The 18,582-nt window shown below is 72.3% G+C and carries 11 protein-coding genes; 6 read left to right on the forward strand and 5 right to left on the reverse strand.

Annotated elements, in window-relative coordinates:
- The first annotated feature begins 8 nt into the window (after positions 1 to 8).
- Positions 9 to 1,628, forward strand: a complete 1,620-nt coding sequence (locus tag B079_RS0130900) for a glycosyltransferase family 2 protein (RefSeq protein WP_018549734.1) — start codon at positions 9 to 11, stop codon at positions 1,626 to 1,628.
- Between the two features lie 40 nt (positions 1,629 to 1,668).
- On the opposite strand, the gene B079_RS0130905 is transcribed toward B079_RS0130900, so the two are convergent.
- Complete coding sequence (locus B079_RS0130905) at positions 1,669 to 2,295, reverse strand: TetR/AcrR family transcriptional regulator (RefSeq protein WP_018549735.1); 627 nt, start codon at positions 2,293 to 2,295, stop codon at positions 1,669 to 1,671.
- Positions 2,296 to 2,488: 193 nt separating this feature from the next.
- Here B079_RS0130905 and B079_RS0130910 point away from each other — a divergent pair, with 193 nt between their 5' ends.
- From B079_RS0130910 to B079_RS0130925, 4 genes are all read left to right on the forward strand, one after another.
- Positions 2,489 to 3,406 carry an ABC transporter permease gene (locus B079_RS0130910; RefSeq protein WP_018549736.1) on the forward strand — a complete coding sequence of 306 codons (918 nt, stop codon included), beginning with the start codon at positions 2,489 to 2,491 and terminating at the stop codon, positions 3,404 to 3,406.
- Positions 3,399 to 4,292: an ABC transporter ATP-binding protein gene (locus tag B079_RS0130915; protein ID WP_018549737.1), complete on the forward strand. Its 894-nt coding sequence runs from the start codon at positions 3,399 to 3,401 to the stop codon at positions 4,290 to 4,292. The genes B079_RS0130910 and B079_RS0130915 overlap by 8 nt, the downstream gene beginning before the upstream one ends.
- A 122-nt stretch (positions 4,293 to 4,414) precedes the next feature.
- A complete protein-coding gene (locus B079_RS0130920) occupies positions 4,415 to 6,619 on the forward strand; it encodes a CDP-glycerol glycerophosphotransferase family protein (RefSeq protein WP_018549738.1) in 2,205 nt (734 codons plus the stop codon).
- Positions 6,616 to 8,274 carry a glycosyltransferase family 2 protein gene (locus tag B079_RS0130925; protein WP_018549739.1) on the forward strand — a complete coding sequence of 553 codons (1,659 nt, stop codon included), beginning with the start codon at positions 6,616 to 6,618 and terminating at the stop codon, positions 8,272 to 8,274. The genes B079_RS0130920 and B079_RS0130925 overlap by 4 nt, the downstream gene beginning before the upstream one ends.
- A gap of 124 nt (positions 8,275 to 8,398) precedes the next feature.
- Here B079_RS0130925 and B079_RS0130930 read toward each other — a convergent pair whose 3' ends face one another.
- The 4 genes from B079_RS0130930 to B079_RS0130945 all read right to left on the reverse strand — a co-directional run bounded on the left by B079_RS0130930 (position 8,399) and on the right by B079_RS0130945 (position 17,126).
- Positions 8,399 to 9,874 (reverse strand): hypothetical protein, encoded by a 1,476-nt coding sequence (locus B079_RS0130930; RefSeq protein ID WP_018549740.1) that lies wholly within the window; start codon positions 9,872 to 9,874, stop codon positions 8,399 to 8,401.
- A gap of 173 nt (positions 9,875 to 10,047) precedes the next feature.
- Positions 10,048 to 14,997, reverse strand: a complete 4,950-nt coding sequence (locus B079_RS0130935; RefSeq protein ID WP_018549741.1) for an NAD-glutamate dehydrogenase — start codon at positions 14,995 to 14,997, stop codon at positions 10,048 to 10,050.
- Positions 14,998 to 15,467: 470 nt separating this feature from the next.
- The gene (locus B079_RS0130940) at positions 15,468 to 16,136 is read right to left on the reverse strand and encodes an HAD family hydrolase (protein ID WP_018549742.1); all 669 of its coding nucleotides are present in this window, start codon (positions 16,134 to 16,136) and stop codon (positions 15,468 to 15,470) included.
- 477 nt (positions 16,137 to 16,613) lie between these two features.
- Complete coding sequence (locus tag B079_RS0130945; protein WP_018549743.1) at positions 16,614 to 17,126, reverse strand: DUF6912 family protein; 513 nt, start codon at positions 17,124 to 17,126, stop codon at positions 16,614 to 16,616.
- Between the two features lie 1,135 nt (positions 17,127 to 18,261).
- Between B079_RS0130945 and B079_RS36660 the strand changes: the two genes are divergently transcribed.
- Positions 18,262 to 18,531 carry an Rv3235 family protein gene (locus tag B079_RS36660; RefSeq protein ID WP_026249242.1) on the forward strand — a complete coding sequence of 90 codons (270 nt, stop codon included), beginning with the start codon at positions 18,262 to 18,264 and terminating at the stop codon, positions 18,529 to 18,531.
- Positions 18,532 to 18,582 lie beyond the last annotated feature (51 nt).

The raw sequence follows: 18,582 nt of genomic DNA on the forward strand, positions 1-18,582 counted from the left end.
CCCGGCTCATGGACCTCATGCTTCCAGCACCGCAGGACCCGCATCCCGCGCCCCAGGTCGCCGTCGTCGTCATCGGGTACGACGACGCCTCCCATGTGGCCGACGCCGTGCGTTCGGCGCTCCGTCAGGGGCCCGCCGTCGGCGAGGTGATCGCCGTGGACGACTGCTCCACGGACGGCAGCGCCGAGCTGCTGGAGCGGCTGGCCGAGCACGATGCCCGGCTGCGGGTGGTGCGCCGGAGCGAGAACAGCGGCGGCTGCGGCACCCCGCGCAACACCGGGATCGACGCGGTGACACTGCCGTACGTGATGTTCCTGGACAGCGACGACGTGCTCCCCACGGGCGCGGTGGACGCGCTGCTGCGGGCGGCCGTCGCGGCGGACGCCCAGGTGGCGTCGGGGCTGTGCGTGCGCCGGGAGCTGCCCTCGGGACGCGAGCAGCCGTGGCAGCCGACGCTCTACGCGGCGCCCGCCGTCCTCGCGCGCCCCGCCGACCGCCCCCGGCTGGTCGACGACACCCTGTGCGTCAACAAGCTGTACCGGACCTCGTTCCTGCGTGAGCACAACATCCGCTTTCCCGAAGGACGCTTCCTCTACGAGGACTTCGTCTTCACCGCGCGGGTGCTGGCCGCCGCCCCGCGCGTCGCGCTCGTCCCCGACCGGGTCTACACCTGGAACGTGCGCCGCTCCGCCGACCGGCTCTCGCTCTCCCTGGACCGGGACGGCATCGACAACTGGCACGCGCGCACCCGCGCCTGCGCCCAGGCCCACGAGATCCTGCTGAGCGCGGGCCAGAAGGTGCTGGCACGGGCCGCCCGGGTGAAGTTCCTCGACCATGAACTGCGCATGTACCTCCGCGAGTTGCACCTGCGCAGCCCGGAGTACCGGCGGGCCTGGTGGGAGCACACCCGCGCCTTCCTCGGGCACTACGAGGCCGCGGACTGGGAGCCGAACCCCGCCGCGCCGGGCCGACTGATCGGCCGGGTCGTCATGGCGTGCCCGGAGCCCGCCGAGCTGCCCCGGCTGCGGGAGCTGGCCGCGCGTCCGGCCCGTCTGCTGCCGCCGTACGCCCGCGCCTTCGACGGCACGCCGATCTGGTCGGCCGCGCTGCCGCAGGTGAGCCTGGCCCCGCTGCTGACCCGCCCGGCGAGCGGGCTCCCCGTCGCGGTGGACGCCGAACTCCTGGTCCGCATGCGCACGTCGAGGCTGCGGCTGCGCCTGCACGAGCTGTACGGCAGGGTCGCCGAGGCCGGGCCGCTGGCGGTGACCGTGGAGTGGCGCTTCCGCCCGACGGGCCGTACCGCGCGGCGCGTCACGATCCCCTTCGTGCCCACGGGCGCCGACCTGTGGACCGCCGAGACCCCGGTGGACCTCACCGCCCTGGGCGCGGGCGTCTGGGACCTCTGGCTGACCCTGCACTTCAAGGACGGCACCAGCCGCGAGGCCACCGCCCACGCCCGCCGCGACTCCCCGCAGCTGCGCCGCCGCGCGCTGCCCGACCCGCACCATCTGCTGCTCCTGGCCCACCCCTACGCCACCCACTCCGGCGCCCTGGCGCTGCGCGTGGCCACGGGTCCGCTGGGGGCGGCGCGAGTGGCCAAGGGCAGGCTGCAGCGGATACTGCGCTGACCCCACGGCCCGTGCCGCGCCCGCCGCGCCCTCCGCGCCCTCAGAGCGCTTTGAGCGCCCCGGTCGTGGCGCGGGCCAGGTTCGCCAGATAGCTCTTGGGCGGCTTCGGCGTGCGGATGACCACCGCGCGCCAGTACAGGGGCCCGGAGATCAGGTCCAGGGCCAGGTCGGGGTCGATGCCGGAGCGGACCTCGCCGCGCTCCTCCGCCGCCGCGAGGATCCCGCTGGCGACGCTCTCCTGGCTGTCCCGCAGGGCCTTCTGGAAGGCGTCGGCCATCTCGGGCGTACGGGCCGCCTCGGCCTGGAGGTCGGGGATGATCTGCGAGACCACGGGGTGGCGCAGCGCGCGCGAGGTCACCTCGTACAGCAGGCGCAGGTCGCCCTCCAGGGTGCCGGTGTCCGGGACCGGCAGGCCGAGGACGGCCATCGCGGAGACCACGTCGAGCACCAGGTGCAGCTTGGAGCGCCAGCGCCGGTAGACGGCCGTCTTGCCGACCCCGGCCCGCCGGGCGATGCCCTCGATGGACATGCGCGCGTACCCGACGGCCGCCAGTTCCTCGAAGACGGCCGCGCGGATGGCCTCGGTCACGTCCTCCCGGAGCACCGCGGCCCCGGCCGGGGCCCGGCGGCGCGGGCGGGCCGGGGGCTGGTCGGCGTTGGTCGTCATGCGCCCAGCATAGGGCGCGACGACGAAACGGTTGCGTTGCGACGTCGCTTGGCCCTACTCTCGCGTTGCGACGATACGGTCCCGTTCCGACGTAAGAGAACGTGAAGAGAAGCACAGGGAAACGCCGGGCGACGACCACCCCCGGCGCGGGCCGGGCGAGCGCACCCCCTCCCCCCGAGCGAAAGCAGCGGATGTGAGCCAGGTTCTCGACACACCGCCCCCGACGCGGGCCCCGGCCGACGGCACCGACCTCGCGGCCCTGGCCGCCCGGCACGGTCTCACGGTCAGCGGCGCCCGCCCCTCCGTCCCGGCCTATGTGCGGCAGCTGTGGGCCCGGCGCCACTTCATCACCGCGTTCGCCACCGCCAAGCTCACCGCCCAGTACAGCCAGGCGAAGCTCGGCCAGGTCTGGCAGGTGATGACCCCGCTGCTGAACGCGGCGGTCTACTACTTCATCTTCGGCGTGCTGCTCGGCACCAAGCACGGCGTTCCGGACTACATCCCGTTCCTGGTCACCGGCGTGTTCGTGTGGACGTTCACGCAAAGCTCGATCATGGCGGGCACCCGGGCCATCGCGGGCAACCTCGGCCTGGTCCGCGCCCTGCACTTCCCGCGCGCCGCGCTGCCGATCTCGTTCTGCCTCCAGCAGCTCCAGCAGCTGCTGTTCTCCATGGCCGCGCTGGTCGTCATCCTGCTCTGCGCGGGCGTGCCGGTCTCGCTGTCCTGGCTGCTGGCGATCCCCGCGCTGTGCCTGCAGTTCACGTTCAACGCGGGCGTGGCGATGGTCATGGCCCGGCTCGGCGCCAAGACCCCGGACATCGCCCAGCTGATGCCGTTCGTGCTGCGCACCTGGATGTACGTCTCCGGTGTGATGTGGAGCATCAGCAAGCTCACCGAGAACAAGGGCCTGCCGCACCCGGTCGTCGTCATGCTGGAGACCAACCCGTCCGCCGTCTACATCGACCTCATGCGGTTCGCGCTGATCGACAGCTTCCACGCGAGCCAGCTCCCGCCGCACGTGTGGGCGGCGGCGACCGGCTGGGCCGCCCTCGCCGGGATCGGCGGCTTCATCTACTTCTGGAAGGCTGAGGAGACCTACGGCCGTGGCTGAGCAGACCGTCGCGCACGAGCGGACCCCCGCGCACAGCGAGCAGATCCCCACCGTCGTCGCCGACCGGGTGGACATCGTCTACCGGGTCAACGGCACCGGCGCGGGCCGTGGTTCGGCCACCGCCGCCCTCAACCGCATCCTGCGCCGCAAGCAGGCCGAGAAGGCCGCCGGGGTGCGCCGGGTCCACGCGGTGAAGAAGGTGTCCTTCGTCGCATACAAGGGCGAGGCCATCGGCCTGATCGGCACCAACGGCTCCGGCAAGTCCACGCTGCTCAAGGCGGTCGCGGGCCTGCTCCCGGTGGAGAGCGGCCACATCTATACCGGCGGCCAGCCCTCTCTGCTCGGCGTCAACGCGGCCCTGATGAACGACCTGACCGGTGAGCGCAACGTCCATCTCGGCGGTCTCGCGATGGGCATGTCGCGCGAGCAGATCCGGGAGCGCTACCAGGACATCGTCGACTTCTCCGGGATCAACGAGAAGGGCGACTTCATCACGCTCCCGATGCGGACGTACTCCTCCGGCATGGCCGCGCGGCTGCGCTTCTCCATCGCCGCCGCCAAGGACCACGACGTGCTGCTGATCGACGAGGCGCTGGCCACCGGCGACCGCTCCTTCCAGAAGCGCTCCGAGGCCCGCATCCGCGAGCTGCGCAAGCACGCGGGCACGGTCTTCCTGGTCAGCCACAACAACAAGTCCATCCGTGACACCTGCGAACGGGTGCTCTGGCTGGAACGCGGCGAGTTGCGTAGGGACGGGCCCACCGAGGAGGTACTCAAGGAGTACGAGGCCTTCACCGGTGACAAGGGCGACAAGAAGGCGAAGAAGCCCGCGGCCAAGGCCGCCGCGGCGAAACCACAGGGGCCGGAAAGCCGTCTTCCGGGGTAAGAGGGGGTGAAGGCCTCGCGCCTTTGTTGACCCCGGTCGCGATTATCCCTTTCATCGCTCTAATGACAGTATGTTATGAAAGGTGCCCTCTCTGAGACGACGAGCCGAAGGAGTCCTCCGCGATGCCTCACCTCAGCCTGATCGTCTACGGGCCGAACACCCAGGGGCATCTGACGGAGCTGCTCGACTCGCTGACGGCCCACCCGCTCCCGGACACCGAGGTGATCGTCGCCGCCGTCGGTGACTGGGCGCGGGAGACCGCCGAGGGCCACACCCCGGAGACGGTCACCGTGCCGCTGCCCGAGGGCACCGACGACGCGGCGGCCCGGGCGGCGGGGGCCGCGCGGGCCCGGGGCCGCTGGCTGCACTTCGTGCACGCCAAGGACGGCGTACCGGCCGGAGCACCCCGGCTGGTCGCCGAGCGCACCGCCGAACTCGACCGGAACGACGAGCAGGCGGACGTCCTGCTCCTCGACCACCTCACCACCACCTGGCGCACCACCGGCGCCCCCTCCCGCGACGGCCGCGTCCTGGCCGCCGCCGGACGGTCCGTCCTCGCCCTGGACGAGAACCCGGCCCTGCTGCGCCTGGCCCCCCTGCTCGGCACCCGCGTGCTCACCGCCGATTTCTGGCGGGCCCACGAGGACGACCTCGGCGCCGGTGACGAGGCCCGGGTCGCCCAGACGGCCCTGCTCCGCGCGCGCCGCGTCGCCTGCCTCGACCAGGTGGCGTACGAGAACCGGGAGCTGCGCCCGGAGAGCCTGCCCCCGCTCGCCCCCGAGTCCCGGCTCGCGCTGATCGACCGCTACGAGGCGCTGCTCCCGCTCACCGAGGGCCGCCGCGCCGCCCGCGCGGTGCTCTACGACCTGATGGTCCGTGACCTGCTACGCACCTTCGCCCGCGAGGACATGCCCGAGCCCGTCGCGCGCGCCTTCTTCGCCCGCGCCTCCCGGGCCGCCGTCCGCTGGCGCCCCGAGGGCCATGCGCGCCCGGGCGGCCTGGAGGGCGTACGGCACACGCTGCTCGAAGAGGGCGCCTACACCCGCTACCGCGCCTTCCAGGCCGCCAACCGCACCCGCCGCGCCGCCAAGAAGGCCGTCCGCGCCCGCAAGCGCCAGGCCGGAGCCAAGCTCCGCGACCACTACTACCGCAGGGCGCTGGCCCGCCCGGTCGACCCCGGCCTGGCCGTCTTCTCGGCCTACTGGGACCGGGGCGTGGCCTGCAACCCGGCCGCCATCGCCGCCAAGCTCGCCGAACTCGCCCCGCACATCCGCCCGGTGTGGGTGGTGAGCAAGGAGAACGAGGCCCTGCTGCCCGCGGGCACCGACCACGTCGTCCCCGGCACCCGCCGCTACTGGGAGACGCTGGCCACCGCCACATACCTGGTCAACAACGTCAACTTCCCCAACGCCGTGGTCAAACGCCCCGACGCGATCCACCTCCAGACCCACCACGGCACCCCGCTCAAGCGCATGGGCCTGGACCAGCGCGACCACCCGGCCGCCGCCCAGGGCCTGGACTTCGCCGCCCTGCTGTCCCGCATCGACAAGTGGGACTACAGCGTCAGCGCCAACAGCCACACCACCCGCATGTGGGAGCGCGCCTACCCGGCCCGCTACATCTCGCTGGACCACGGCTATCCGCGCAACGACGTCTTCTACACCGCCACCGCCGCCGATGTGCGCGCCGCCCGCGAACGCCTCGGCATCCCGCCCGGCCGCACCGCCGTCCTCTACGCGCCCACCCACCGCGACTACGAGGCCGGGTTCACCCCCCGCCTCGATCTGGCCACCCTGGCCGACCGGCTCGGCGAGGACACCGTCCTGCTGGTGCGCGCCCACTACTTCTACGGCGGCGCCGCCTCCCCGCTCAGCGGCCTGCGCCGCTCCGGGCGCATCATCGACGTCTCCTCCTACGACCCGGTCGAGGAGCTGTGCCTGGCGGCAGACGCGCTGGTCACGGACTACTCGTCGATCATGTTCGACTACGCCAACCTGGACCGCCCGATCGTCGTCTACGCCGACGACTGGGAGACCTACCGCACCACGCGCGGCGTCTACTTCGACCTGATGGCCGAGGCGCCGGGGCACGTCGCCCGCACCCAGGAGGAGCTGACCGAGATCCTCACCTCGGGCGCCTGGCGCGACGAGAACGCGGCCAAGGCACGGACCGCCTTCCGGCGCCGGTTCTGCGAGTTCGACGACGGCCGCGCCGCCGAGCGGGTCGTGCGCCGGGTGTTCCTCGGGGAGCCCGAGGAGGCGCTGCCACCCGTGCTCCCGCCGGAGGAACGCACGCCCGCACCGACCCCCGAGGAGGCCCAGGGATGACGACTCCCGATGTCACGGTCACCGTCATCAGCTACAACGACGCGGCCCGGCTGCCCCGCGCGGTGGCCTCCCTGCGCGCCCAGACCCACCAGAACATCGAGATCGTCATCAGCGACGACCACTCCACCGACGACACCCCCGAGGTGGCCCGGCGGCTCGCGGCCGAGGACCCCCGCATCCGCTGTCTGCGGCTGCCCGAGAACAGCGGCGGGTGCAGCGCCCCGCGCAACCGGGCCATCGAGATCGCCCGCGCCCCGTATCTGATGTTCCTCGACAGCGACGACGAACTCCCGCCCCGCGCGGTCGAGTCGCTGCTCGCCGCGCACCGCGAGCGCGAGGTCGACTTCACCATGGGCGCGGTGACCCGGGTCCGCGTGGACAGCGGCCGGCGCAGCACCTGGATGCCGCATCTGGTGGGCGAGCGCCGCACCCTGGACGGCATCGCCGCCGACCCCCGGCTCTTCTTCGAGCACCTGTCGACCAGCAAGATGTACGCCCGCGCCTTCCTGGACCGGCACGAACTGCGCTTCCCCGAGGGCATCCACTACGAGGACCAGCTCTTCTCCGCGCAGGCGTACTGCCTGGCCGAGGCGTTCACGATCATCCCGGACCCGGTCTACACCTGGTACATCGAGCCGTACGCCGCCGCCGCCTCCGCCTCCATCTCCAACCAGCGGCACAAGATCTCCAACGTGGCCGACCGGGTGCACGTCCAGCGCCTGATCGACGACTTCCTGGTGGAGAGCGGGCACGCGGGGCTGCGCGAGGACAAGGACTACAAGTTCCTCAAGCACGACTTCCGGATGTACGCGGGCGACCTGCCCTACCGGGACACCGCGTGGCTGTCCGCGTTCGCGGAGATCATGAACCCGTACCTGGACAGCCTCGCCGACGGCGCCTTCGTACGGCTCCCCCGGCCCGAGCGGGTCGTCCTGGAGCTGCTGCGCGAGGGGCGCCTGGACGACCTGCGGCTCGCCGCGCGCGGCCTGGGCCAGCCGGTGGCGCCGAGGGAGGTCACCGCCGACCACGCGGGCACCTACTGGGGCAGTGCGGTGCCGTCCTCCGCGCGGGGGCGGCGCGAGCTGGACGTGTCCGACCTGGAGCTGGAGACCCGGCCCTTCTCCAGCGCGTACTTCCGCCACGAGATCACCGAGCTGACACCGGGGCCCGGCGCGACGCTCACCCTCACCGTGCGGACCTACGACCCCGGGCTGCGGCTGCCCGTCGGGCCGCAGCGGGCGGGGCTGCTGCTGACGCCGGGCAAGCGGCGGATGACGGTGCCGTTCCGGCTCGACCCGGTGCGGCCCGGTCTTTTCGAGGGGCGGGTGCGGGTGGATCTGAGCGAGGCTCGGCTGCCGGTGCAGGGGTTCGCGGGGATGCGGCATCCGCTGGTGCGGCTGCAGCAGCAGGGGCTGTCCAACGGGGGGCTGCTGCTGGCTCCGCTGTCTTTTCCCTCGTTGACGGCTCGGGTGGAGTACCGGTCGGGTGCGGCGCCACATGAGGTCGTGGTGGAGCCGGAGGGGCGGGGGGCGGGGCGGTTGCAGGTGCGGTGGCGTCCGGTGGGGGCGGCGTTGCTGCTGCGGCGGGTGGTGCGGCGGGTTGATCATCCTCGGGTTCGGGGGGCGGCGCGGCTTGTGTCGAGTGTGTTGCGGTAGTTCTCGGGGCGCGGGGTACGTTGTCGGGTGCGGGTGCGTTGTGGCCGTTCGCGCAGTTCCCCGCGCCCCTGGGGAGTTGCCCCTCGGCCCCTTCAAAGGCACCCTCAGCACCCTCAAAAACTCCCTAGGGCTCGACCTTGTACAGGATCTGGCCTGCCGGGCCTCTCTTCACCTCTCTCAGCCATGGTTCCGCCGTGGCCGGTGAGCCGATCACCCAGTGGACTCCGTATCGGCGGGCTATGGCCAGGCGGGTCGCGGAGTCGGTGGTGGGGGCGTAGTAGCGGGTGACCGCTTCGTCGCGGCCGGTTTCGTCCGGGAGGAAGAAGTCGGGGTAGCCGGGGGCGACGGTGTAGGGGCCGTAGGCGGGGATCTGGCGGGACGGGGTGGTGCGGGCCATGACCACGTCGCCGTAGCGGACCCAGGGGGTGATCCAGTGGTAACCGACCCAGGGGACGCGGTACTTGGCGGCGACCGGGGCCGGGAGGTCGGTGCGGTCGATCACATAGCCGAGCGTGCCCGCCTGGGCCCACGCGCCGACCGCGAGGGCCGCGCCGAGCAGGCACGCCCAGGCCACGCGGACGGCCCGGCGTGACGCGGAGACGGTCTCCAGCGCTGCCGCGAGCTGGGCCGGGATCAGGGCGGCGGGCAGGGCGCGGCCCCAGGAGTAGTGGCCGGTGAGACCGCCCGCCGCGAAGAGCAGCGCGCCGAGCACGAAGAAGAGGACCAGGACGTCCCGGTGGTCGCGGCGCCAGCGGAACACCAGGGCCACCACGCCCAGCAGGACCAGGCCGAAGCGGGGCAGCAGGTCGCTGTAGAGGGGGCGGTGGATCGCCTCCAGGTCGGCGCCCGCCGAGAACAGGGCGAAGAAGTCGTAATACGGCCAGAGCGCGAGGAGCAGGACGCCCGCCACCAGGGCAGCCCCGAGGCGGAGCAGGGTCGCGCGGGCGGGGCGGGCCGCGAGGACCACGGCGAGGGCGCCGAGGGAGGCGACCACGCCGGAGAACTGGTGGCACAGCAGGATCAGCGCCCACAGGAGACCGAGGCCCACCCAGGCGGGCCAACTCGTGTCGGTGCGCAGCGCCCGCGTGAGCCAGGCCCAGAAGTGGAAGGAGAGCCCGAGCGCGAGCACGCTGGGGTACGACACCGTCAGGGCCAGGGAGTTGAGGCCGAGGAAGCCGCTCCAGTTGAAGACGTCCGGGCCCCACAGGAAGACCACGCAGAGGAGCGCGAGCGCGGGGGCGGCGCGGTGGGCGCTCAGGGTGCGGACGTAGCGCCAGACGCCGGTGAGGAGCAGCGTGAGTCCGACGAGGGCGCCGATGCGGAGCACCACGAAGACCGACAGGCCGGTGACCCGGGCCAGCAGGCCGAGCAGCAGCATCCACGGCGAGTAGTAGGGGCTCGGGGTGTCGGCGTCGACCAGCGGGTTGCCGGGGTTCAGCAGGCTGTGCCGCAGCCGCTGCACGGTCGCCGCGTGCATCCCGAGGTCACCGGCCCAGGGCAGCCGGACGATCACCAGGAGCATCAGCACCAGGACGAGCGCGGCGGCGGCCCACGGCAGCGCGCGGCCGGCGCTCGCCGGGCTAGGCGGGGCGGCGCGCATCGGGCCGGGCCTCGGTGCGGTTCAAGGTCACAGGCACAGGCCAGACCCTATCCGAAAGGGACCGATTAGCAGGAAACGGTAAATTCGCCACAGGTTTTTCCCTAACCGGGGGCAAGAACACGGGTGCCCCGGAACCGTTTCTCCGGTTCCGGGGCACCCTGTGTCTCCGCGTGTCAGGAGTGCGTGCGCAGCAGCGTCCGCATCGTGCGCATCGCCACCGAGAGGTTGGCGAGGTCGAACGCGTCCGAGCTGCGGATCTCCTCCAGGGTGGCGCGCGCCCGGCTCAGGATCGGGGCGTTCTTCTCCTCCCATGCCTTGAACCGCTGCTCGGGCGTCGAGGTGCCGTTGCCCACCGCGAGCACGTCCGCCGTGAGGGCGGCGTGGGCCGCGTACAGGTCCTCACGGATGGAGGCGCGGGCCATGGACTGCCAGCGGTCGGCGCGGGGCAGCTCGATGATGCGGTCCATGAGCTGGGTGATGTGCAGCCGGTCCGCGAGGTCGTAGTAGACCTCGGCCACGTCCAGCGGCTCCCTGCCCATGCGGTCGGCCACCGAGACGATGTCCAGCGCCGGGAAGGCGGAGGAGAACCCGGCGACCCGCGTGGCGAGTTCGTCCGGGACACCGGCCGCGGACAGCTCGTCGTACACGTGCTGGTACCACTCCAGGTCCGGGCCGCGCAGCAGCTTCGGCATCTGCTGCCAGACCTGCTCGACGCGCGCCGCGAAGAACTCGACGGTCTCGGCGAGCTGGAGCGGCTGCGGCCGGTTGTTGAGCAGCCAGCGGGTGCCGCGCTCGACCAGACGGCGCGAGTGCAGCCGGATGCGGGTCTGGACGGCCGCGTCGACCTTGTTGTCCAGCTCCTCCACCGCGTCCCACACCGGCGCCGAGCAGAAGATCGCGCGGGCCGCGGTCTGGGCGCGGACGATCTCCTCCAGGGAGGCCCCGGTCTCCTCGCGCAGCCGGTGCAGATAGGTCGTACCGCCCGTGTTCACCGTGTCGTTGACCAGCACGGTCGTGGTGATCTCGCGGCGCAGCGGGTGGCTGTCGATCGACTCCGCGAACCGCTCGCGCAGCGCCGACGGGAAGTAGGCGTGCAGCAGGGTGCGCAGATACGGGTCGTCGGGCAGCGAGGTGTGCAGCAGCTCCTCGGCGACCGTGATCTTGGTGTACGCCAGCAGGACGGCGGTCTCGGGGCTGGTGAGGCCCTGCCCCTGGGCCAGCCGCTCACGGATCTGGCGGTCGGTGGGCAGGAACTCGAGCGCCCGGTCGAGGTGGCCTTCGCGCACCAGGTGGCGGATGAAGCGGGCCTGCGCGTGCAGCATGTCCTTGGACTGCGCGAGCGCGTTGGCCAGCGCGGTGTTCTGCGCGTAGTTGTTGCGCAGGACCAGGGAGCCGACCTCGTCCGTCATCTCCGCGAGCAGCTTGTTGCGCTGCTTGACGGTCATGTCGCCGTCCGTGACCAGGCCGTTGAGCAGGATCTTGATGTTCACCTCGTGGTCGGAGGTGTCCACACCGGCGCTGTTGTCGATCGCGTCGGTGTTGATCCGGCCGCCCTGGAGCGCGAACTCGATGCGGCCGAGCTGGGTCAGACCCAGGTTGCCGCCCTCGCCGACGACCTTGACCCGCAGGTCGGCGCCGTCGACGCGGATGGCGTCGTTGGCCTTGTCACCGACGTCCGCGTTGGACTCCGCCGACGACTTCACGTACGTGCCGATGCCGCCGTTCCACAGCAGGTCGACCGGCGCGTGCAGGATCGCCTTCATCAGGTCGGCCGGGGTCATCTTGGAGATCTTCTCCTCGATGCCCAGCGCCTCGCGGATGTGGCTGTTGAGCGGGATCGACTTGGCGCTGCGCGGGAAGATCCCGCCGCCCGCCGACAGCAGCGAGGTGTCGTAGTCGGCCCAGCTGGAGCGGGGCAGCTCGAACAGGCGGCGGCGCTCGGCGTAGCCGGTGGCCGCGTCCGGGTTGGGGTCGATGAAGATGTGCCGGTGGTCGAAGGCGGCGACCAGGCGGATGTGCTCGGAGAGCAGCATGCCGTTGCCGAACACGTCACCGGACATGTCACCGATGCCGACGACCGTGAAGTCCTCGGTCTGCGTGTCCACGCCCAGCTCGCGGAAGTGCCGCTTCACGGACTCCCAGGCGCCGCGCGCGGTGATGCCCATGCCCTTGTGGTCGTAGCCCGCCGAGCCGCCGGAGGCGAAGGCGTCCCCGAGCCAGAAGTCGTACTCCCCGGCGACGCCGTTGGCGATGTCGGAGAACGTCGCGGTGCCCTTGTCGGCCGCGACGACCAGGTAGGTGTCCTCGCCGTCGTGGCGGACCACGTCCTGCGGCGGGACGACCTCGCCGGCCACCATGTTGTCGGTGATGTCGAGCAGCGCCGAGATGAACGTCTTGTAGCTGGCGATGCCCTCGGCGAGCCAGGCGTCCCGGTCCACGCTCGGGTCGGGCAGCTGCTTGGCGACGAAGCCGCCCTTGGCGCCGACCGGCACGATGACGGTGTTCTTCACCATCTGCGCCTTGACCAGGCCCAGGATCTCGGTACGGAAGTCCTCGCGCCGGTCCGACCAGCGCAGACCACCGCGCGCGACCTTGCCGAAGCGCAGGTGCACGCCCTCGACACGCGGCGAGTACACCCAGATCTCGTACGCCGGGCGCGGCGCGGGCAGGTCCGGGATGGCGCGCGGGTCGAACTTCATGGAGACGTAGTCGTGCGGCTTGCCGCCCTCGGTCTCCTGGAAGAAGTTGGTGCGCAGGGTCGCCTTGATGACGGTCAGGAAGGACCGCAGGATGCGGTCCTCGTCCAGGCTGGCCACCTGGTCGAGCGCGGCGTCCAGCTCCTCCAGGAGCGCGTCGGTGATCTCAAGACCGGCGGTCTGCCGGTCCGGGGACATCCGCGCCTCGAAGAGGGAGACGAGGAGCCGGGTGGTGTGGACGTTGTTGCGGAGGGTGTCCTCCATGTAGTCCTGGCTGAAGGTGGAGCCCGCCTGGCGCAGGTACTTGGCGTAGGCGCGCAGCACCATCGCCTGCCGCCAGGTCAGCCCGGCGCTCAGGACGAGGGAGTTGAAGCCGTCGTTCTCCGCCTGGCCGGTCCAGGTCGCGGCGAACGCCTCCTGGAACCGCTCGCGGCCGTCCTCGCCGAGGTGGTCGCCGCCGCCCGCGGGCTTCGGCATCCGCAGACCGAAGTCGTAGACCCAGGCGGTGGTGCGGTCGGCGCGGCGCAGCTCGTAGGGGCGCTCGTCCACGACCTCCACGCCGAGCCGGTTGAGGACCGGGAGCACGGCGGAGAGGGAGACGGCGTCGCCCGTGCGGTAGATCTTGAAGCGGCGCTCACCGGGGGCGGCGCCCACCGGCTCGTACAGGCTCAGCGCGAAGTCGCCGCCGTCCTTGCCGTCCTCCTGCTTCAGCCGCTCCAGGTGGACCAGGTCGGCGACGGCCGCGCGCGGGGTGTGGTCGGCCTTGTAGCCCTCGGGGAAGGCGTTGCCGTGCTGGTAGCGGCGCAGCAGCTCGGCGGCGCGCTCCTCGCCGCACTCGGCGTTCAGCGCCTCGGTGAAGCCGTCGGCCCAGGAGCGGGTGGCCTCGACCAGGCGGGCCTCGATGCGCTCCTTGTCGGAGTCCGAGAGCTGGGGCAGCTCGGTGCCCTGCGGGACGCGGACGACGAAGTGCAGCCGGGACAGGATCGACTCGGTGTTCCAGGCGGTGAAGTCGACGCTGGTGCCGCCCAGCTCCTCCTTGAGGATGTCGATGATCCGCAGCCGGACGCCGGTGGTGTAGCGGTCGCGCGGGAGGTAGACGAGGGCCGAGTAGTAGCGGCCGTATTCGTCCTGGCGCAGGTAGAGCCGCAGGCGGCGGCGCTCCTGGAGGTAGAGCACGCTGGTCGCGATGGACTGCAGCTCGTCGACCGGGGTCTGGAACAGCTCGTCGCGCGGGTAGGTCTCCAGGATCTGGAGCAGGTCGCGGCCGTCGTGGCTGTTGGGCGAGAACCCGGCGCGCTCCAGGACCTCTTCGACCTTGCGGCGGATGACCGGCACCCGGCGCACCGACTCGGTGTACGCGGCGGAGGAGAACAGGCCGAGGAAGCGGCGCTCCCCGATCACATTGCCCTGGGCGTCGAACTTCTTGACGCCGATGTAGTCCAGGTAGGACGGGCGGTGCACGGTGGCGCGGCTGTTGGCCTTGGTCAGCACGAGCAGGCGGTGCTCGCGGGCCTTGGCGCGGGCGTCGGCCGGGAGCCGCTCGAAGGAGGGACTGACCGGGTGCTCGTCCTGCTCGGAGTGGTGCGGGTCGGAGCGCAGGATGCCGAGACCGGTGCCGGGCACGGCGCTGAGCGAGTCGTCGCCGCGCAGCTGGTACTCGCGGTAGCCGAGGAAGGTGAAGTGGTCGGCGGCGAGCCAGCGCAGCAGCTCGCGGGCCTCCTCGGCCTCGGGGCCCGGCAGGTCGGCGGGGCGGGGCTCGCTCTCCAGGTCGTCCGCGATCCGGATCGCGGTCTCGCGCATCTTCTCCCAGTCCTCGACGGCCTCACGGACGTCGGAGAGGACGCGGAGCAGGTCGGCGGAGATCTGCTTGAGGTCGGCGCGGTCGGTCTCGCGGTCGATCTCGACGTGGATCCAGGACTCGACGTGCGCGTCGTGCGGCAGCTCGGTGCCGGGGGCCGGCTTGGGCAGCAGCTCGATCAGCTTGCCGGTCACGTCCCGGCGCACGACGAACTGCGGGTGGATCACGACGTGGATGCCGCGGCCCTGACGGGTCAGCTCGTTGGTGACCGAGTCGACCAGGAAGGGCATGTCGTCGGTGACGACCTCCACCACGGTGTGGCTGCACGTCCACCCGTTCTCTTCCACGGTCGGGGTGTGCACCCGCACGTTGGCGGTGCCCTGGGGGCGGTTCTCGGCGAGCCGGTAGTGGGAGAGAGCGGCACCGAAGGCGTCGACCGGGTCGCGGTCGGTGAGGTCTTCGGGGGCCGTGTGCAGGTAGTAGCGCTGGAGGAACGCGAGCACGGACTCGCTGTCGGGGGCCTCGCTCGTGGTCCCGGTCGGTAGGTGCCCCCCGACCGGGCTGTTCTCAGCTACCCGGGCCGCCCGATCGAGCAGCTCGGCCTTGGCTTCGTCCAGCTTGGTCTGCATTGTCCTCTGGCTCCTGTCGCGCGCCGTTGCGTGACGTAGAAGGAAGTACGGTCTCTTTCCCTCCGGTATGACGCCACGGCCCGGGGTGTCCGGTCCGTTCCGACGCTATGCCGCGAGGTGAGCTGGGCGGGAGGAATTCGGCCATTGTCGACACGTCTGTCGGGTGCGACGCTGCGCCCAGTGCCGACGTGTCCCGTGCCGTTCCCGGCGTCCTGGAGGCGTTGGCGCCCCTGTCGCGCCCGCGAGGACCAGCGACCGCCGCCCGGTCACGGAGGTGTTCCGTGCGAACCGGGCGCAGGGCAGGGACGGTGACGTCCCCGCGAGATATCGCGCTGATCACGCCACCAGGCTATCGCTCCTGACCCGGGGCCCGTCATGAGCCGTATGTGTACAAAACCGGGGGGTGAAGTTTGACGTTCTGCACAGCGGCGTCGGGGCCGGGGGCGGGCTATGCCTGGGCCGGGAGCGGGCTAGGCCGCTATTCGGTGCGCCTCTTCGACCGCCTCGGCCAGGGTGTCCACCACCGGCACTCCGGCCTCACGGAGGCTGGCCGGGCCGTGGGAGCCGCCGGTGTAGAGCACGGCCCGTGCGCCCACGTGGCGGGCCGCCAGCGCGTCGTCCACCGCGTCGCCGATGACGACGGTGTGCTCCGGTGCGACCAGCTCGTCCAGCGACTTCAGGTGGCGGACCATGTGCTCGGCCTTGGAGCCGCCGGAGGGGCCCGTGCGGCCGTCGATCCGCAGGAAGTGGGCCTCGATGCCGAAGCCGCGCACCAGCGGCAGCAGCTCCTCGTGGCCGTACATGCTGAGCAGGGACTGGCTGTTGCCCGCCGAGCGCCAGCCCGCGAGCAGGTCGGCCGCGCCCTCGGTCAGACCGCAGCGGGCCCGCCACTCGGTGTAGTGCCGGTGGAAGGCACCGTCCATCACGTCCCACTCCGCCTCGGTGGGCAACCGGCCGAGCAGCCGCTCGTAGAACCTCGGCACCGGGACGCAGTACAGCGCGCGGTACGTCTCCAGCGTGATCGGCTCAAGACCCAGCTCGGCGAAGGCCGCGTTCGTCGCCCCGATGATCGCGTCGATGTCATGGAACAGGGTGCCGTTCCAGTCCCAGACGATGTGCGCGTTCCCCTGCTTCCCCATGCCCAAAACCGTACCCACTCCCACTGACAATCGACCATCACCGGTCCATCACCGCAGGTCAGGCGGGGGTAAGGGGGTGGTCAGCCAGCGGTCAGGGCAAGGTCAAGCGGGGGCCGAGGCGGGGCCAGGACGGGGCCGGGACACGCGGCCGTGACCGAGGTCAGGGCACGGGACTGGGGCTGAGGCCGAGACACGGGGCCGGGCCGACGCCGGGACCGGATACGGGGCCCGGAGCCGGGGGCCCGAGCCGGAGCCGGGGGACGGTGGCCGGAGCCGGAGGCCGGGGCCGGGGCCAGGGCCGGGGCCGGGGCCAGGGCCGGGGCCGGGGCCGGGGCCAGGGGCCGGGAGCCAGGAGCCGGAGGCCAGGGACCAGGGACCGGAGGCCGGGGACCAAGAGCCGGAGGCCGGGGTCGGGAGCCGGGGCCAGGGCCGGAGCCGGAGCCGGAGCCGGGAACCAGGGCCGGGGCCGGGGCCGGGTCAGGACTGGCGGATCAGGTTGGGGATCTCCTGCGTGGCGTACCAGAGCAGCTCGTGGTGGTCGGCGGTCTCCACCGCGGCCAGCTCGTGGTCGTCCCCGGCGTCCGCCTCCGCCAGCGCCTCCGCCGCCGCGGCCACGTCCCGCTCCGCGTCCTCGGCGTCGGCGTGCACCGCCGCCGCCTTGGCGAGCGGCACCTCGGCGCCGACCATGACCTCGCCCAGCTCGGCCAGCTCCGCACCGGCGTCCGGGCCCTGCCGCACGGCACGGTCCGGTACGTCGGCGGCGACCACGACCCGGCGCGGGGTGGCCGACTGGTCGGCCGCGAGCAGCCGCAGCGAGGCGAGCGCGGCGTGGCCGAGCGCCGCGTACTCCAGCTCCTCCAGGTCCTCGGAGCCGCACCACTGGCGCAGCTCGGGCGTGACGGCGTAGGCGACGAAGGAGCCGGTGCCCAGCACCCCCGTGCGGTACGCCTCGGCGAGCCCGGGGAGGGTCAGGGGTACGTAGACGCGCATTCCAGCCGCTCTTTTCCTGGTCAGAGGCTCCGCTGAGCCTCGCGGGAAGGCCCCTGCGGCCACCCCCGAAGGGCCTCCAGAATACGTGCGCCCGTCCCCTTTCGGGCGCCCACCCGCACCCCCAGAGCCGTCCACCCCACGCCGCGCTTTCACCCGCCCCCACCCTCATTTCCCGGGCTTCCCGCCGCTCTGGTCACCCAGATAAGTGAACATTCCGGCCCCTCCGCCACGGCCCCCACCGTCCTTGCCGAGCCCACGCCCACCCCCGTACAAGATCCCCACCACCGGTTACCGCCCGGTACCCACCCACTCCGAACGGGGCCCCATGAACAAGGTCATGAGCCGCAAACCCCACCCCCGCCACCGCCCCCCGAACCGCCAGGACCCCCGCCGCCCCGGCACCACCCCACTCCGCCCCCGCCCGGAAGCGACGAGGGCCGACGCGAGCACGGCAGCCACCCCGAAGCCCCTGCCCGCCCCGCACACGCCCCAGAACACAACGCCCCACCAGGACGCCACCGAACCCGTCACAACGACTCACACGGAAACCTCGCCACCCAGCGCGGCGACCCATCCGGACCCCCAGGCACCCGGCACGGCAACACGTACGGGCACGCCCATGCCGAGCACAGCGGCACAGACCGAAACCTCCCCCGCCAGCGCGGCGACCTGCCCGGACGCCCAGTCGCCCGACACGGCAACACGTGCGGACACACCCACACCGAGCACGACGGCGCACGCCGAGACCTCTACGCCCCACCCAGGCGCCTTGGCACCAGACACGGCGACGCACGCCCGGACCTCGCCACCCGACCCGGCACCGGACGTGCGACCTGCCGCCCCTGGCAGGCCAACCGGGCCCCATGCCACGGCACCCACCAGGACCGCTGAGCCGCACCCGACAGGCCGCCGAGGCACACCAGCTCCCCGCACCCCAGCCCACCCGCCTAGGACGGCTCACACCCCGTCACAGCGGCCAGGCACCCCGCCCCCGCCCACGACACCCACCCCCCGGCCGTACGCCACCACCCCCGCCGACCAACAAGACACCACCCCCCGCCCCCAACCCCGCCCCACCGACCTCTTCGCCGACCGGCTCGTCGCCGTCCTCAGCGGTCAGCGCCCCGTGCACTGGATGCTGCGGCACACCGCCGGGCAGGCGTACGACGATCTCGCGCGGCTCGCGGAGCGGAACCCCCTGCGGGCCCCGGGAATCCGCCCCGTCGTCAGCGACCTCGGTTACTTCGTGCCCCGGGAGGGCGCGCTGGAGGTGTTCGCCCGGATCGCGGCCGGGGACCGGCTGCGGGCGCTCGCCTTCCGGCTGGAGCGGGGACGGGACCTGCGCTGGCGGTGCACGGCCGTGGAACTGGCAGGCCCCCGCCCCACCCGCGAGGCGACCGGTTGAACCCCGGCAACGACAAAGGGCCGGACCCCTCACGAAGAGAGACCCGGCCCA

This window comes from Streptomyces sp. LaPpAH-108 (assembly GCF_000373625.1).
Classification (GTDB): Bacteria; Actinomycetota; Actinomycetes; order Streptomycetales; family Streptomycetaceae; genus Streptomyces.

Excerpts from the sequence above, each read along its gene's own strand:
- B079_RS0130900 (WP_018549734.1), top strand. The coding sequence starts at position 9 with ATGGACCTCATGCTTCCAGCACCGCAGGACCCGCATCCCGCGCCCCAG.
- B079_RS0130905 (WP_018549735.1), bottom strand. The coding sequence starts at position 2,295 with ATGACGACCAACGCCGACCAGCCCCCGGCCCGCCCGCGCCGCCGGGCC.
- B079_RS0130920 (WP_018549738.1), top strand. The coding sequence starts at position 4,415 with ATGCCTCACCTCAGCCTGATCGTCTACGGGCCGAACACCCAGGGGCAT.
- B079_RS0130925 (WP_018549739.1), top strand. The coding sequence starts at position 6,616 with ATGACGACTCCCGATGTCACGGTCACCGTCATCAGCTACAACGACGCG.
- B079_RS0130930 (WP_018549740.1), bottom strand. The coding sequence starts at position 9,874 with ATGCGCGCCGCCCCGCCTAGCCCGGCGAGCGCCGGCCGCGCGCTGCCG.
- B079_RS0130935 (WP_018549741.1), bottom strand. The coding sequence starts at position 14,997 with ATGCAGACCAAGCTGGACGAAGCCAAGGCCGAGCTGCTCGATCGGGCG.
- B079_RS0130940 (WP_018549742.1), bottom strand. The coding sequence starts at position 16,136 with ATGGGGAAGCAGGGGAACGCGCACATCGTCTGGGACTGGAACGGCACC.
- B079_RS0130945 (WP_018549743.1), bottom strand. The coding sequence starts at position 17,126 with ATGCGCGTCTACGTACCCCTGACCCTCCCCGGGCTCGCCGAGGCGTAC.
- B079_RS36660 (WP_026249242.1), top strand. The coding sequence starts at position 18,262 with ATGCTGCGGCACACCGCCGGGCAGGCGTACGACGATCTCGCGCGGCTC.